This is a genomic window from Verrucomicrobium sp. 3C, from assembly GCF_000379365.1.
Classification (GTDB): domain Bacteria; phylum Verrucomicrobiota; class Verrucomicrobiia; order Methylacidiphilales; family Methylacidiphilaceae; genus Methylacidimicrobium.
Window position 1 is genome coordinate 153,488 of sequence record NZ_KB901875.1, and the last position, 13,563, is coordinate 167,050.

At 60.9% G+C, this 13,563-nt stretch carries 15 protein-coding genes, 1 tRNA gene and 1 pseudogene; 8 read left to right on the plus strand and 9 right to left on the minus strand.

Features of this window, described 5'->3' with window-relative positions; genetic code table 11:
- Positions 1 to 355 precede the first annotated feature (355 nt).
- A complete protein-coding gene (locus A37A_RS20990; RefSeq protein WP_018289691.1) occupies positions 356 to 1,042 on the minus strand; it encodes a Druantia anti-phage system protein DruA in 687 nt (228 codons plus the stop codon).
- A gap of 448 nt (positions 1,043 to 1,490) precedes the next feature.
- On the opposite strand from A37A_RS20990, the gene A37A_RS0101025 reads away from it, so the two are divergent.
- Positions 1,491 to 2,879, plus strand: a complete 1,389-nt coding sequence (locus A37A_RS0101025; protein WP_018289563.1) for a dihydrolipoyl dehydrogenase — start codon at positions 1,491 to 1,493, stop codon at positions 2,877 to 2,879.
- Positions 2,880 to 2,980: 101 nt separating this feature from the next.
- Here the strand turns inward: A37A_RS0101025 and A37A_RS19815 are convergent.
- Positions 2,981 to 3,220: pseudogene (locus tag A37A_RS19815) on the minus strand (DDE-type integrase/transposase/recombinase); the annotation flags it as partial.
- 550 nt (positions 3,221 to 3,770) lie between these two features.
- Between A37A_RS19815 and A37A_RS0101035 the strand changes: the two are divergent.
- The 4 genes from A37A_RS0101035 to A37A_RS0101050 are packed head-to-tail and all read left to right on the plus strand — an operon-like array spanning position 3,771 to position 5,941.
- Entirely contained in the window at positions 3,771 to 4,106 is a 336-nt protein-coding gene (locus tag A37A_RS0101035) for a hypothetical protein (RefSeq protein WP_155996390.1), read from the plus strand.
- A gap of 7 nt (positions 4,107 to 4,113) precedes the next feature.
- Positions 4,114 to 5,232, plus strand: a complete 1,119-nt coding sequence (locus tag A37A_RS0101040; protein WP_018289694.1) for an XRE family transcriptional regulator — start codon at positions 4,114 to 4,116, stop codon at positions 5,230 to 5,232.
- Between the two features lie 14 nt (positions 5,233 to 5,246).
- Entirely contained in the window at positions 5,247 to 5,744 is a 498-nt protein-coding gene (locus tag A37A_RS14935; protein ID WP_018289695.1) for a hypothetical protein, read from the plus strand.
- Complete coding sequence (locus A37A_RS0101050) at positions 5,744 to 5,941, plus strand: hypothetical protein (protein WP_018289696.1); 198 nt, start codon at positions 5,744 to 5,746, stop codon at positions 5,939 to 5,941. Before A37A_RS14935 ends, A37A_RS0101050 begins: the two co-directional genes overlap by 1 nt.
- A 78-nt stretch (positions 5,942 to 6,019) precedes the next feature.
- Here A37A_RS0101050 and A37A_RS14940 read toward each other — a convergent pair whose 3' ends face one another.
- From A37A_RS14940 to A37A_RS0101090, 7 genes are all read right to left on the minus strand, one after another.
- Positions 6,020 to 6,358 carry a tetratricopeptide repeat protein gene (locus A37A_RS14940; protein ID WP_081616147.1) on the minus strand — a complete coding sequence of 113 codons (339 nt, stop codon included), beginning with the start codon at positions 6,356 to 6,358 and terminating at the stop codon, positions 6,020 to 6,022.
- Complete coding sequence (locus A37A_RS0101060) at positions 6,359 to 7,216, minus strand: IS3 family transposase (RefSeq protein WP_018289698.1); 858 nt, start codon at positions 7,214 to 7,216, stop codon at positions 6,359 to 6,361.
- Positions 7,216 to 7,545 carry a transposase gene (locus A37A_RS0101065; protein ID WP_018289699.1) on the minus strand — a complete coding sequence of 110 codons (330 nt, stop codon included), beginning with the start codon at positions 7,543 to 7,545 and terminating at the stop codon, positions 7,216 to 7,218. Before A37A_RS0101065 ends, A37A_RS0101060 begins: the two co-directional genes overlap by 1 nt.
- 54 nt (positions 7,546 to 7,599) lie before the next feature.
- Positions 7,600 to 8,574, minus strand: a complete 975-nt coding sequence (locus tag A37A_RS17875; RefSeq protein ID WP_018289700.1) for a tetratricopeptide repeat-containing serine protease family protein — start codon at positions 8,572 to 8,574, stop codon at positions 7,600 to 7,602.
- Between the two features lie 1,415 nt (positions 8,575 to 9,989).
- A complete protein-coding gene (locus A37A_RS19820; protein WP_018289702.1) occupies positions 9,990 to 10,181 on the minus strand; it encodes a hypothetical protein in 192 nt (63 codons plus the stop codon).
- Between the two features lie 64 nt (positions 10,182 to 10,245).
- Positions 10,246 to 10,695: a hypothetical protein gene (locus A37A_RS0101085; RefSeq protein WP_018289703.1), complete on the minus strand. Its 450-nt coding sequence runs from the start codon at positions 10,693 to 10,695 to the stop codon at positions 10,246 to 10,248.
- A complete protein-coding gene (locus A37A_RS0101090) occupies positions 10,692 to 11,888 on the minus strand; it encodes a tyrosine-type recombinase/integrase (RefSeq protein ID WP_018289704.1) in 1,197 nt (398 codons plus the stop codon). Before A37A_RS0101090 ends, A37A_RS0101085 begins: the two co-directional genes overlap by 4 nt.
- A gap of 99 nt (positions 11,889 to 11,987) precedes the next feature.
- Between A37A_RS0101090 and A37A_RS19825 the strand changes: the two genes are divergently transcribed.
- From A37A_RS19825 to A37A_RS14950, 3 genes are all read left to right on the plus strand, one after another.
- Positions 11,988 to 12,064, plus strand: a tRNA-Gln gene (locus tag A37A_RS19825).
- A gap of 341 nt (positions 12,065 to 12,405) precedes the next feature.
- Positions 12,406 to 12,771, plus strand: a complete 366-nt coding sequence (locus A37A_RS0101095; protein WP_018289705.1) for a DNA cytosine methyltransferase — start codon at positions 12,406 to 12,408, stop codon at positions 12,769 to 12,771.
- Between the two features lie 258 nt (positions 12,772 to 13,029).
- The gene (locus A37A_RS14950; protein WP_018289706.1) at positions 13,030 to 13,560 is read left to right on the plus strand and encodes a hypothetical protein; all 531 of its coding nucleotides are present in this window, start codon (positions 13,030 to 13,032) and stop codon (positions 13,558 to 13,560) included.
- The last annotated feature ends 3 nt before the right edge of the window (positions 13,561 to 13,563 follow it).

Below are 13,563 nucleotides of genomic sequence, written 5' to 3' on the forward strand. Positions count from 1 at the left end.
GGCTCGATGGGGAAGGCATGGAGTTGGCGGATTTCGACTCGGCCATGACCGGCTTGGTTGTCGGCAAAAAGGGGGGTCGGGCAAGGCGTCCAAGGCTTGCGCCTCTTGGAGCAAGCGAGACTGGTTTCCCTTGATCCCGTACAAGTAATCGTCCTCTTTTTCGACGATGAGACGGGCCTGGCGCCGCTGGCAGTGCAACGGGTTGGCGGTGATGATTTTGCCATCCAGGGCCGGCAGCTTTTCCAGCAGCGCCACCGCCGCGTTTTGTTCGCAACGGGGCGTGCCCTGCTTTTGGTCGTGGACCGCCACCGCTTGCGGCGCGCCATCCTCCTGTTGGGCCAAGGTCAGGAGGCCATTATGATGACGAATCATTTTGCCGTCCAAGGCCAGCGCCTGCGGCAGCAGGCTGCCCTGCCCTTGCAACCAGTCGGTGAGCCTGGAAGCGAAGGCTTCGGGATCCATGCGGGTGGGCACCTGGTAGAAGACACTGTAGCCGGGAACCGGATGAAAGCCTCCGGTGGCCTTCTTGAGCAGCAAGCCCAATCAAGGTCAACACCGGCCCGACCGGATAGTGGGCGTTCTTCTTGCGCGGATCGGGCGCTTCGCAAAAGACCTCAAGCAACGATTCGACTCGTTGGACGTTGACCGGCAGCGTGCCCATGGGCCTCGCGCTCAAACCGGCGCGGCACCCTTCGGGTAATTGGGCCGCCCGCAACGTTTGCCGCGCTTGCGCCGAAAGAGGACGCAGCCAGAGCCGCTTGGGCCGGTCATTGGGCAGGTAAAAATCGGCCCGATGGCGGCTGTAGCCGGCGCTGTAGCCTACCGCCTCCCAGTTGCTCGCCTTGTAGCAGGTCTCCGCGTATGCCTCCGGATCGGTGAAGCTCTCGGCCAAAAGCGGAGTGTAGCCAAAGCGATCCCGCCACTGCCCCGGCAACGCCCGCAAGGCCGCTCCCAAAGCTTGGGAGGCCAGATTGGGCGCCTGCCCCTTGGGAGTGAGCAGCAGAAAACGCCGGTTTTGTATGATCAACTTGAGCCGTTCCATCCGCTATACGGCGCTCCATCCAATCCACCGATCCCAATCGTTGAGCGCGTAGCAGGCCGGCCTTCCAAACCAGCAGCGCCACCGTCTCCCCATCTTGGGCAATGGCCTAGCGCAAATCGTCGCCCATCGACCGCCCTGCCCCCAGATAGTGGCGTTCCTTCCACTGCCCATCGAACCATCCGACTTCTTCGGGAGAACTAGCAATCGAGACTGCTAGCCTGCAATCCCTTGCCCCATCGGCTCTTGAATGGAAAAGCTGTTTCATCGAGCCTATCGCATCGAAAAATCGCTTCGTGTTTAGCCTTTTTTTCCTCCCTGGCACAGAATCACTTGGCCGTTCATAAAGGCCCTGGATCGAGGGACTCTCTTCCCTATATTGGGCTTGCGCTTACGAGCCTGTGTAGAAGAATCGTGAAACGTCGAGCACTTCGGCGCTGGAGGCAGTGACATGACAATCGAATCCAATATCGACGTGATGATCCTCGGAGCCGGGGGAGGCGGATATCCCGCTGCCTTTCGTCTCGCCCAGAGCGGCCGATCGGTCGTCATGGCCGATCCGATCGGGAATCTGGGCGGCGACTGCTTGGCGGAAGGATGCGTTCCCTCGAAGAGCGTACGGGAAGCCTCCCTCGCCCGCACTTGGCCGGACAAGTATCCCCTCTTCGGCTTGCGGGGAACGAAGCCGGAGGTCGATTGGTGCGCTGTTCTCGCCCACAAGGACCGGGTCCAGTCCCTCCGCTACGCCCAGCATCGGGCCCAGATCGAAGCATCCTCGTTGGTTTTCCACAAAGGAGTCGGACGCATCGTCGACGAGCGGACGGTCGAAGTGGCCGCTGCGCACGGAGAACTCCACCGCTACCACGCCAAGCACCTGATCCTCGCGACGGGCTCCCGACCTCATGTCCTTCCGATCCCGGGTGCGGAGCTCGCCGTCACCTCACACGACTTTTTCCGGCTCGGCGCCGATCTCCCCTTCCCTCGCCGGCTGGTGGCGATCGGAGCGGGATACATCGGCCTGGAAACCGCCTCGATGCTCCAAAATCTCGGCGCCGAAGCCACCGTCCTCGAGGTCACGGGCGAAGTCCTCCCGGGGGTCGATCCCGAAATCGCCCGCTTCCTCCACGCGGCTCTTGCACAGCGGCTCCGCATCCTCGTCAACGCGAAGGTCACGGCCATCGAGCGGGGGGCGTCCGGCGATCTCCTCGTCCGCTACGAGCAGGCGGGAGAGGCGAAGTCGATCGAGGCGGACTGCGTGCTGATGGCGACGGGGCGCGAGCCCGTCCTTCCTGAAGGCGTCTCGATCCTCGGCCTTCCGGTGAAGGGGAAGATCGACGTGGACGACCGGCTCCGCACGAAGCATGAGCACATCTATGCTCCGGGTGATGTCAACGGTCGGAGCATGCTCTTCCATTCCGCAGTCTACCAGAGCCTCGTCGCCGCCGACGACATTCTCAGCGAAGGACGCGGCAACAAGACGATGGATTTCCCGTCGGTCCCCTTCACCGTCTTCACCGAGCCTGAGGTAGCCTGGGTTGGACAGACCGAGGCCGAGGCCGCCCGTGAGAATCTGGCGACCATCGCGTCGACCTACTCATACAAAACCGACACGCGAGCCCAGATCTTCGGCGAAGACGGCTTCCTCAAGCTGCTCTTCGAAAAGAAGACGGGGCGCCTGATCGGCGCTCAGATCGCCGGGATCGAAGCTGCGCAACTGATCGCGCCCCTGGCGCTAGCGGTTCGGCAAGGCACGACCGCGGAGATCCTCAGCTACATGGCCTTCCCGCATCCGATGATCAGCGAAGGAATCAATCATGCCGCGCGTGCCGTCGGGCTTTGACGGGAGGCTATGGAAGCACGCGATGGGGACTTGTGAGGGAAGTCCGTCCCATATGGTTCGAGCTTTGCGGAACAAAAAACGAGTAATCTGTCGGCCTTAGCTGCCAATCTTCCGTTGAAGCGCTCCACCATGCCATTGGTGCGAGGCGACTTCGGCTTGGTCAGGCGGTGCTCGATTCCCAATGCTTGGCAGAGCGCGTCGAACTCATGGGATCCGGTGGCATCCTTGGGTTCTTGGCCGAAGACGCGATCGGTGAACTCCTCGCCGTTATCGGTGAGGATGGTTTGGATTTTGACGGGTGCCGCCTTGGCCAGCGCGTGGAGGAAGCTGCGGGCGGCTGACCCGGGAAGCTTTGCCAGATGGACTGCTCGTGTGAATGCATCGTCCTTTGCGCGCATGCCCTCGCGCGTTACCCCGGCGGCTCTCCCCAGTGCTCATATGCTCTTCTTCCTAGGGAAACATCGGTCTTCGCTTCTTCCACGCGCGCTCGGCGTCCGCATTGCCCGTTTCGAGGCTTTGTTCAGCGTTCACTTCCGTTAGGGCCTGCTTGCTCGCTGACCCGCTTTCCGGGCCTTTTCCCAAAGGCTTCGACCGCCGGCGCTGCCACCAGCAGCCGCTCCGGGTGCTTCCGGCTGGAGCAATAGTTGCTGGTGGAGATAACTCCCTCCCCACTGGGCGATGCACCCTTTGCACGGCGCACACCAAATATGGGCTGGCGTTACGCCGGGGGTGGCCTCAACGATGCGGCAGCCTTTCCCTCTCAATTCCAGAATGTACCCAGATTGTTCGTATGTGATTGAAAAATAAGGTCTTTCGTATCTGCTCTGCTAAATGGATGTGGAACGGTTAACATAAAAAACTTGCATATTAAGAAATGCAATGCCAGAACACTTGACAGAGCTGCCCGTATCAATGGGTGGCACGGACTGGAGTACCGTCATGGCCAGGAAGACCGTTTCCTTCAATAAATCCGGCATTGCCAAGCTGCCGAACAACAAGCCGGCGATGTACCGCATTCAGACCGAGGCCGGAAAACCGAACTACGTCGGTGTTGCCCAACGCGGCCGCGTGCAACAGCGCATTGCAGAACATCTCGCTGGCGCAAAGGATTCCGTGCCGGGTGCGAGGGTGCGGATCGAGCAGATGCCGAGCATTGCTGAGGCCAAGCGGACCGAAGCGCGGGTCATCGTTCGCAGCAAGCCCAAATACAACGATCGAGGCAAGTGAACAACCCATGAGTGACATTATCGCCCGCCGGCTCAAATGCGCCCGCGAGAAGAAAGGCTGGACTCAGGCCCAGCTTGCAAGCAGATTCGGCTTCAAGGATCGTCAGACACTCGCTGCCGTCGAAGCCGGGAAGCGCAAGATCACGGCCGACGAACTCGTGCGCGCGATGGACATCTTCGGGGTGGAGATCGAGTTCTTCACCGACTCCATGCGCCTGGTCGGCGAGGGCAGCTTCAACTGGCGCGCAAGCCGGGAAGCCAGTGCCGACCTGCTGGACCAGTTCGAGGATCGTGCCGGCCGCTGGATCGCGCTCTATCGCAAGCTCGGCGAGAAGGCCGGCAAGACCACAAGCCCTCTGCAGCCGCGCCTTGTGCTTTCGGAGCGAAGCAGCTTCGAAGATGCTTGGTCTGCCGCCGAGGCGCTGACCGGGGAATGGCAGCTCGGAGAGATTCCCGCGCTGCGTCTGGAATCGGCCATCAAACAGCGCCTCGGCGCGCTGGTGCTTTATGTGGATGCGCCTGCTGGCATCTCCGGCGCTGCCTGCCAGTTGCCGGGCCTGAATACCATCCTGATCAACCGGAATGAACCGGAAGGGCGGCGCCACTTCGACCTGGCGCACGAGAGCTTCCATCTGTTGACCTGGGAGCAGATGACGCCCGAGCACAAGGAACTTGCGGACGGCGACTATTGCGGCAAGGGACGGCAAAAGCGCATCGAGCAACTTGCAGACAACTTTGCCGGCACGTTGCTGATGCCGCGACACATGCTGGCCGCGCGTCGGCAGAGCCGCGCCGAAGACCGCGATCTCCACGAATGGCTCAACGAAACCGCCACGGAATTGTGCGTGTCGGCCCAGTCCTTGAAGTGGCGCCTGTTCTATCTCGGCCTGCTGTCCAAGGCCGACCTCATGGACATCGACGACCGGAAGCTCACCGCCAACGGTCGGCCCATGGACAAACAGCCGAAACCGCACCTGTTCAGCGCCGAGTTCGCGCAGCGCCTGCATGCGGGTCTGCTGGCCGGTGATCTGTCGGCGCGCCGTGCCGGCTCGCTACTCGGGATGACTTTCGAGGATCTGACGGAGTTTTTCGAGAGCTACGAACTGCCCGTCCCCTTCGATTTGTGAGGGGGCGGGCGGCAATGCGACGCGGACAGGTCGTATTGGTGGACACCAACATCATCATCGAAGCAGTCCGCACGCATTGCTGGAATGCGCTCACCACCCACTTCAACGTGGAAACGGTCGAGAAGTGCGTGGAGGAGGCACGTACCGGCGATCCGATGCGCCGGAATCACGTGCCGGTGGAAGCGAGGGATCTGCAACGCGTAAGCAAGATTCACGCGGTCCCAGCGTCAGCAGTCGCGCGGCTCGCCGTAGCCCTGCAGATGGCGAATGAACTCGACGTGGGCGAACGGCATCTTTTTGCGCACGCGCTTGGTCGTAGCGATGCCTGGATCGCGAGTTGTGCCGATCGCGCCGCGCTCAAGGTGGCCTTCGCGCTGGAATGGAAGGATCGGATGGTTTCACTCGAATCGCTCGCCGGAAGCGCCGGAGCCAGGCCCCGGCTCAAGAATCACTTTCTGGAACGCTGGATGTCGGACGTGCGGACGGCATTCCTGCTGGAACAGGGGTTGTGATGAACCGCTTCTCCGTCATCGAAAGCGTGCGGCATCTGACTGCCGAGTACCGCAGTTTCATCAAGAGCTCGTACCGCCTGGCGGATCCCAAACTGCGCGAACAGTTCGAGCAGCACGTTGAACGTGCCGAAGTGCTGATCAAGGGGCCATACGTGACTTTGGCGCGCGACTTCGCACCAGGGCGACGCCCTGGCTGATCCGCTCGCGGCGGGCATCGGACACAAGGGGCTGGCGCGACTGCATTGGCCGTTCGGTGAGCATGCCCGGTTCGCGCATCAGGGGCAGGCGCTCAATGAAGTTTCTTCGATTTTCAACGCTTGGTGGCAGGCCTCAATCGCCTCCGCATAGCGGCCGGCGAGGCTGTAGGCGCCGCCTAGCCCACACCAAGCCTTCGGATCCTGCGGATTGATTTTTAATGCCTGGCGGCAGGCATCAATCGCCTCGGCATGCTGGCCGGTACCGACGTAGGCAAGACCCAGGAGGCACCAAGCCACCGCATCCTGCGGGTTTAGCTTCAACGCTTGCTGGCAGGCCTCAATCGCCTCGGCATGCTGGCCAACGTTAGCGTAGGCGCGTGATCTTTCTTCGAAAACGTGGACGGGGCTTCGGAGGATTTAGTTGTTTAGGTTAGCGAGATTCTTTTCGAAGTCCAGCGGGGATTGGTAATGGAGGCCGCTATGAAGGCGGCGACGGTTGTAGAAGCATTCGATGTAATCGAAGATCATGATCTTGGCCTCTTGTTTTGTTTTCGGGAGGAAGGAGCCGAAGCACTCGGTTTTGAGCGTGGCCCAGAAGGATTCCATCATGGCATTGTCATAACACTGTCCCTTGCGGCTCATGGAGGCGACGGCACCGCAGGAGTGCAGTAGCGCGTTGAACTCTCCGCTGGCATACTGGACGCCGCGATCGGAATGGTGCAAGAGCCCTGGGTCGGGGCGCCGGCTTTTCCACGCCTTGTTCCAGGCTCTTGTCACCAAAGGCGTGGAGAGCGAGTCCTCGGCATGCCAGCCGACACACCGGCGGGAACANGCATCGAGGATGCCGCAAAGATAGAGCCAGCCCTCGGCGGTGGGGATGTAGGTGATGTCACCGATCCAGATCTGGTTGGGGCGATCCGGCGCGGGCATCCGGGCCAGCCAGTTGTCGGCGACCGGAAGGCGATGGGCGCTATCGGTGGTTCGGGGACGGAAGCGGCGTTTTTGTTTCGCGCGCAGACCGAGCTCCCGCATTAAGCGGGCCACGCGATTTTTGCCGCAAGGCTCTCCGGCCTTACGCAGTGCCCAGGTGATGCGCGGGCTGCCATAGGTTCTCCGGCTTTCCAGGAAAACTGGATGGATGGCCGCAAGCAGTTGCTTGTCCCGTTGCCGACGGCTTCCCCGGTCCTTGTGCTGGTGAGCATGGAAGCCGCTCCGGGAAACCTCCAGAGCTTCGGCCAATTCAGTGAGGCAATAATCTTTGGTCATTTTTTGCATCACCGCATATCGTTGGCAGGCATCTCGGCCGACAAGATGCCCAATGCTTTTTTTAAAATGTCGCGCTGACGGCGCAGATAGTCGTTTTCCTGGCGCAACCTTCGCAGCTCGCGCTGCTCGGGCGATTCGGCCGCCAAAGTCTTGGGATCGCTGAAAATCCGACCGCCTTGGGCATCCTTGACCCACAGATTCAGCGACCAATGGGAAACGCCGAGATCGCGAGCTACCTCGAGAACCGAACGCCCCCCTCGCACCAGGGCCACCGCATTCTCTTTGAACTCGCGGTCATAACGACGCGCGAACTTGCTGCTGCTCTTTCCGTTGTTCATTTGGGGTTTTCCTTTTTATCCCCCAAAACCCTCGTCCGCAAAATCGAAGAAACTTCAGCGTCCCAGGTTGTACCAAGCCTTCGGATCCTGCGGGTCAATCTTCAGCGCCTGGTGGTAGGTCTCAATCGCCTCGGCATTCCGGCCAGCGCGGCTGCAAGCACCCCCGAGGTTAATCCAAGCCGCCGCAAGCTGGCGGTTGATCTTTAACGCCTGGCGGTAGGCCTCAATTGCCTCAGCATTCCGGCCAGCGTCCTCGTAAGCAATCCCCAAGTTGTACCAAGCCCCGGCAAGCTGCGGGCTGATCTTTAACGCCCGGTGGTAGGCGTCAATCGCCTCGGCATGCTCGCCGGTACCAATGTACGCTTCGCCCAAGCCAGCCCAAGCCCAGGCACTGCCCGGCTGCGCCTTCACCCAGGCCTGGGAAACCGTCAAAAGGCCGCGCCAGTCATTCTTGGCCTCCAGCACAGCGTAGCGATTGAGCCAATCTACCTCGCTTAGTCCCCGCGCCGGCAACCTAACCGAACGTTGCGGCACCGTCCCGATCCATTCCACCGGTAACGCGAAGTTGAGTTGCTGGCCGCCTCCCATGTAGAAGCTGGTCAGGCCAAGCAGACGCCCTTGATCGTCGAAGAGGCCGCCGCCGCTGGAGCCGTGCGAGATCGCGGCAGTCGTCTGGATGTAGCGGCCACCTTCCAGGTCACGCAGACCGGAGACGATGCCTTGCGACAGGGTGAGTTCCAGGCCCTCCGGCGCGCCTACGGCGTATACCGTGGCGCCGACCTTGAGCGATGCGGTGTCGCCGAGCACCACAGGGGGCGCAGGCAGACCCGGAACATCAAGGCTGCATACGTCGCGCCGCCAGTCGGTGTCGCGCAGGCGTACTGGATAGTCTTGGCCTTGGTAGCGAACCTTACAGCTAGCGCCGTCCCGGATGACATAGCAGTTGGTCGCCACTACGCCGGGTGCGATCGCCACCCCGCTGCCCTGCGCTAAGGGATTGCCGCCGGCATCGAGGCTCAGCACCACCACGCCGGGAAGAGACCCGCTCGAACACTTGGGTTGCGCTCTCGGCCCTGGCCCGCGCGGCGGTGAGTAGCAACAGGACCCCGCAGATTGGCCAGAGCGCGTGCTTCATCGCTTTCCTCCCTTGCCCGATCATTCGCGTGCGGCGGATTCTGCCAGGTAGGCTTGCTAATGCAAAGCTCCTGTCATCATCGCCGCTGGATGTGCCTGTTGCCTCAAAAATAAAGGACACTGAACGGGTGCGAAGAGTGAGGGTCGTTGCCTCAAATCAGCGACGCACCGGCAAAGGTTTTTCGCTCGGGGTGTTGAGCGCAACCCGCCATCCTTCCGCTTGGCGAAAACGATCGCCGACCCCATCTCATGGGCCCTCCGGCCGCCGCTCCCAAGCGGTCACTTCATCTGCCCTCGCAGAGGTCACTTCACTTGCTTACGACATCGCAGGAAATTGGTCTTGCCAACGGGGTCCACTCAATCTAAAGGTTACCCTTCTGCTATGCTTCGCGTGCCTGCGGCAGGCGGGGGGGGGGAACAGAGTGTGGAATCCGACAGAGCATTCAATTGACGAGAATGTTCGGTGGTCGTGGCTCCGAGCTGTTGAATGGATCGACTGGCCTATATTCCTCAGCCAGCCCTTCGTGCCGGTTTTTCTTTACTTCTATAGCTGGCCCGTTGTGATCGGTGCAGTGGTTGTGGGTGCGTTTGCATGGCGTGCAGTAAGCGTCCCGTTTTGGGTTTCGCCGAGCCTTGCACACGTAGCTGCGCTCTTCGTGCCGGTGAAGTACATATCTGCTCCAGTGATGGCTTACTTGATAGGGCAACGAGGTGATACTCTGATAGCATTAATGGCGCTTCTCTGGCCTTTCATTGGGCCAGCGGTCGTCATGTCGTTGCTAATCCTGCCTACCGCGCTTATGGAGCGAACTCCATTGGGAAAGGCCTCACAGATTGGTCCGGTTCAGGCTCGCTTTCTAGCTGCAATGGGCTTTTCGCCGGTGGATCTAGCTGTAATGGGCTTTTCGCCGGTGGAGGACGTTGGGCCGGGAGAGGGGTAATCGCCGGTTCCCGGTCTTGCTGCCCACGCAACCGAGATCAAGAAGTCTCCCTTCCGACCAGCAAATCGCCCACCAATGCGCCGTTAAGTTTCTCAAGAAGTCGAGTTCCGAATTGTAGTAGAAAGGCAGGGTGCGTGTTCAGGCCGATCGGCTCTCCAACATGTTTCGCGGCTTCCCAATGCGGCGTCCCTTGCGCGCCTGCGTTTTCGGCAGGCACCCATTGGCGAAATTCGGCATACTCACGCGACCTTGCGGCCATCGTCTCGCAGATCGGTTCTGGTGAACTTCCAATGAGGGCGAGATAACCGAACTTCCGCTGTGTAGTGTCGCAACTGATTGCAGCAGAACGTTAAGACTTTTTCGTTCTGCCTACATGGCCCATTTGGGCGGGCGAGCGAAGAGCGGGAGCAGGTCGAGCTTTTGGAGCAGGGCGTTGATGTCAGCGGGAATCTCGGAGAAGAACCCGATCAAAGGCCGTCCGTTCGGAACGAGTCGGATCAAGCGGATTGCCCGAAGGCGGCGGAGCACCTTGGGCACCTCTTCGGTGAACCCTTTGGCCACCCATTCGGTCCCAAGGCGGGCAGTGAACCAGAAAGCCGAGAAGAAACCTCTATCACAATTGCGACTACTCCACTTCGTGAGCCCGCGCGTCTTCCTCGAAGGGTAAGTCATCACAGCCAACGCGCGCGACCGATTGGAGATACTCGGACAGAAAGCCGGCGATGCCTCCGGCCTGCTCGTACTGGTAGACGTGCCGGCACTCGTGCGACAAGAGCCTGGTCGACAAGCAGCCTTCGCGCACCAGGATCGAATACCCCAGGGTCAAACCGCGCATCTCCGGACCGAGCAGCCCCAGTTGCCGAGCCGCCTCCTCAAGCCGCGGATCCTCCGGGACGGGAAACTGATGCAGGATTCGGAGGCGAATCATTTCGGGAAAGCGAATACCCACCCTGCTCGCCACCGAAAGCTCGGAATTCGAAAGCGCACGTCCCGTCGCCGCCGCGTCCGCGGCAACCGTCTCCGCCCATGCAACCGCTCCCGGCAGGAGCTGGGGCAGCCATGCTTCAAGACTCACGACTGCCCTCCCTTCGGCGCCTCGAGCGCCCAATACTCGGCCGCCTCCTCGGGTGTCACCAGCTCCCGGTACGTGTTGAAGAGGAGGGCCGTGCTCGTATGGCCCATGTTGAGCGCCGTCTTGGCCGCATCCTGAAAGTGGGCGAGATGGTAGGAAGCGTAGGAGTGCCTCTCGCCGTTGCGAGGCCACTTGGGGAGCCCGGCCGCCTTCATCGCCGCCAGCCGCTTATCGACGGCGTTGGGCGGAACCACGGGGCCCGCCCCCCGCTCGAAAGGCTTAAGCCAGGTGCCGAGGTTCGGCTCGATCGGAACGAGCCGCCGGCGCGCGGTCTTACTTTTCTCGGCCGTCACCTCGATATGCCCACGCGCCAGCTTGATCTCCTTCCAATCCAGCCGCTCGATCTCGGCGGCGCGAAGGCCGGCGAAAAGCCCGATCGCATGCATCGGAACGATCTCCGGGCACAGGGTCCGGCATGCTTCGAGGAAGCGGGCGGCTTCCTCGGGAGAAAAGATCTCGGGCGGCCGGTCGACGACCCTGGCGACGCTCGTTTTGACCATCGGATTTGCTTCGAGATAGCCTCGATCGACCGCGTGGCTGAAGGCCACGCTCAGGTTTCGCCGAAAGTTGTTCCGATGGATCGGGGAGCCCGGAAGAGCCCGCAGCCAGTCGTCGATCTCTCGGCTCTCGAGGGAAGCAACGGGCCTCTGCCCGAAATCCCGGGCAAAACGGCGCAAGTAGAGTCCGAGCTCATGCACATACCTCCGGCTTCTCCCATCCTGGCGCTTGACGCGGATCACCTCCGAAAAGAGCTCCTCCACCGACACGCTCCTTCGCCTCGCCTCCAAGGTCGCCACGTACTCGCGGACGGCCTCGATCAGGGACTTGCCGTAAGGTTGGAGGGCTTCCTGGCAGCGGAGCGCCTCCTCGGCGAGCGCCGGAGAGATCCGCTCGGCGTAATGGCCGAGCCGGCTTGCCGCGAGCTTCTGAAGGCGGGCGAAGGCTTCCGCCTCGTCCCGGGTCGCAAAGAACCGCCTGACCCTTTTCCCGTCCAGGTAGACTCCGGTCACGGTCCACGGCCTGCCGGGATTCTTGCCGGTCTCCTTGACGCGGCAGACCTCGATGGCCTTCTCGCGCGATCGGCGCGTCGGGCTGCGTAGGCGCGGCTTCTTGTTTCGGACTTCCTCCTCCGCCATACGGGTGATAGTGTGTACACAGGCGGCTAGGCGAGACAAGATGCCCGTGGATGGGCGCTCTTGCCTATCCGGATGGTTCATGTGGGATTTAACTGGGTTTGCTTGTGGTATAGAACCTGGTATACGATAGACTCTGGATCTGTGTGTTCTAGGTTCGAGTCCTAGCGCGGCAGCCACTTAATCCAGGCGTTTTTTTCCTGGAAACTTCGAGCTTTGCCGGGAAGTTCGGATAAGCATGCGGCAGCTGACAGATAGGCAATTACCTTATCGGTTAATCGATCGACAAGCGGCGGGCTTTGGTGCAGGTTGCTCGGAAGGGGTCCTTCATGATCAAGGCGGCGCAGCAGAAGCGGTTCACAGTTTCTCTAGACTCGGGGGACTATTAGGCGTTGCGCGCCGTGGCCGAGGAGCACCGTCCGCCGCTTACCTTGCAGTACGGTCGTGAGCGTCGCCGTGAAAAACCTGCTGGAGCGGCGCGCCGCTAAGCAACTGTCGTTTCCCTTGGATGGCTGAGCGGATGACAGGGCTCGGATTCATTCACCTATTTTCCGGGCTTGGGGGATTCCATCAGGCCCTTAGGCGGCTAGGGCATACCTGCATCTTCGCCTCGGAGACCGATCCCGGGCTTGCCGACCTGGATGAAAAGAGCTTCGACATGCGCGAAGCCTTTGGCGAGGTGCCGCCCCACGATATTCTGTGTGCTGGATTCCGGTGCCAGCCGTTCTCGAAGGCAAACGACGGACTCGGCTTCGATCGCCCGCAATGGGGCAACGTATTCGATTGCGTCCTCGAGATTCTGGACACGCACAAGCCCACAAATCTGCTCATCAAGGACACGCCGAACCTGTTGCGGCACGACATCGGCCGTTCATTTGGACAATAGGAAATTGGACTTGCCTCATGACTTATTGCCTCGCCATTCATGTGAACCGTGGTTTGGTCCTCTGTTCGGACTCACGCACCCATGCGGGCACCGATAATGTGAGCATCTACTCCAAAATGCATAGTTTCCTTTGGTCGGGAAACCGCATGCTCTGCCCCCTCTCGTCGGGGAATCTGGCCACCACCCAGGGCGTGATCAAGCGCCTGCGCAATGATGTGAAGCAGGGCCGCCGATACCAACCTCCTCAGCGTGCAATCCATGCTGGAGGCGGCCGATTATATCGGGATGGTCAACGCCGAAATAAAGCGCAATCAGGCAGAGCGTGACGTCAGCAGCACCAGCTTTGAAGCGAGTTTCATCCTGGGCGGGCAGATCGGCACGGAGGTACCGGCCACGTTCTTGATCTATCCCCAGGGCAACTATATTCATGAATCCGCCGAGCATCCCTTTTTGCAGATTGGCGAGATCAAATATGGCAAACCTATCCTCGACCGAGTGATTCGCCCGGACCCCTCCCTAGAGGCAGCGGGGCGCTGTGCCCTGGTGTCGATGAACTCCACCATGCGCAGCAATGTTTCCGTGGGCGGGCCAGTGGAACTGCTCATCTACCGCACCGGCAGCCTCGAGAAAGGACAGCGGCTGTACCTGAGCGAGGATGATCCTTTTTTCCGTTCCATTGGTGAGCGCTGGAACGAAGGACTCTTGCAGGCATTGAACAGCCTGCCTCCCTTTCCCTGGGAAGGGCAGATGGATGAAGGTAAGATATGCCCCCTTTATCCTTCCCCTTAACTC

Bases quoted from the DNA above. Each gene is read 5' to 3' on its own strand.
- A37A_RS0101095 (WP_018289705.1), top strand. From the start codon at position 12,406: ATGACAGGGCTCGGATTCATTCACCTATTTTCCGGGCTTGGGGGATTC.
- A37A_RS0101065 (WP_018289699.1), bottom strand. From the start codon at position 7,545: ATGAACAACGGAAAGAGCAGCAGCAAGTTCGCGCGTCGTTATGACCGC.
- A37A_RS0101040 (WP_018289694.1), top strand. From the start codon at position 4,114: ATGAGTGACATTATCGCCCGCCGGCTCAAATGCGCCCGCGAGAAGAAA.
- A37A_RS14935 (WP_018289695.1), top strand. From the start codon at position 5,247: ATGCGACGCGGACAGGTCGTATTGGTGGACACCAACATCATCATCGAA.
- A37A_RS20990 (WP_018289691.1), bottom strand. From the start codon at position 1,042: ATGGAACGGCTCAAGTTGATCATACAAAACCGGCGTTTTCTGCTGCTC.
- A37A_RS0101090 (WP_018289704.1), bottom strand. From the start codon at position 11,888: ATGGCGGAGGAGGAAGTCCGAAACAAGAAGCCGCGCCTACGCAGCCCG.
- A37A_RS0101050 (WP_018289696.1), top strand. From the start codon at position 5,744: ATGAACCGCTTCTCCGTCATCGAAAGCGTGCGGCATCTGACTGCCGAG.
- A37A_RS0101025 (WP_018289563.1), top strand. From the start codon at position 1,491: ATGACAATCGAATCCAATATCGACGTGATGATCCTCGGAGCCGGGGGA.
- A37A_RS14950 (WP_018289706.1), top strand. From the start codon at position 13,030: ATGCTGGAGGCGGCCGATTATATCGGGATGGTCAACGCCGAAATAAAG.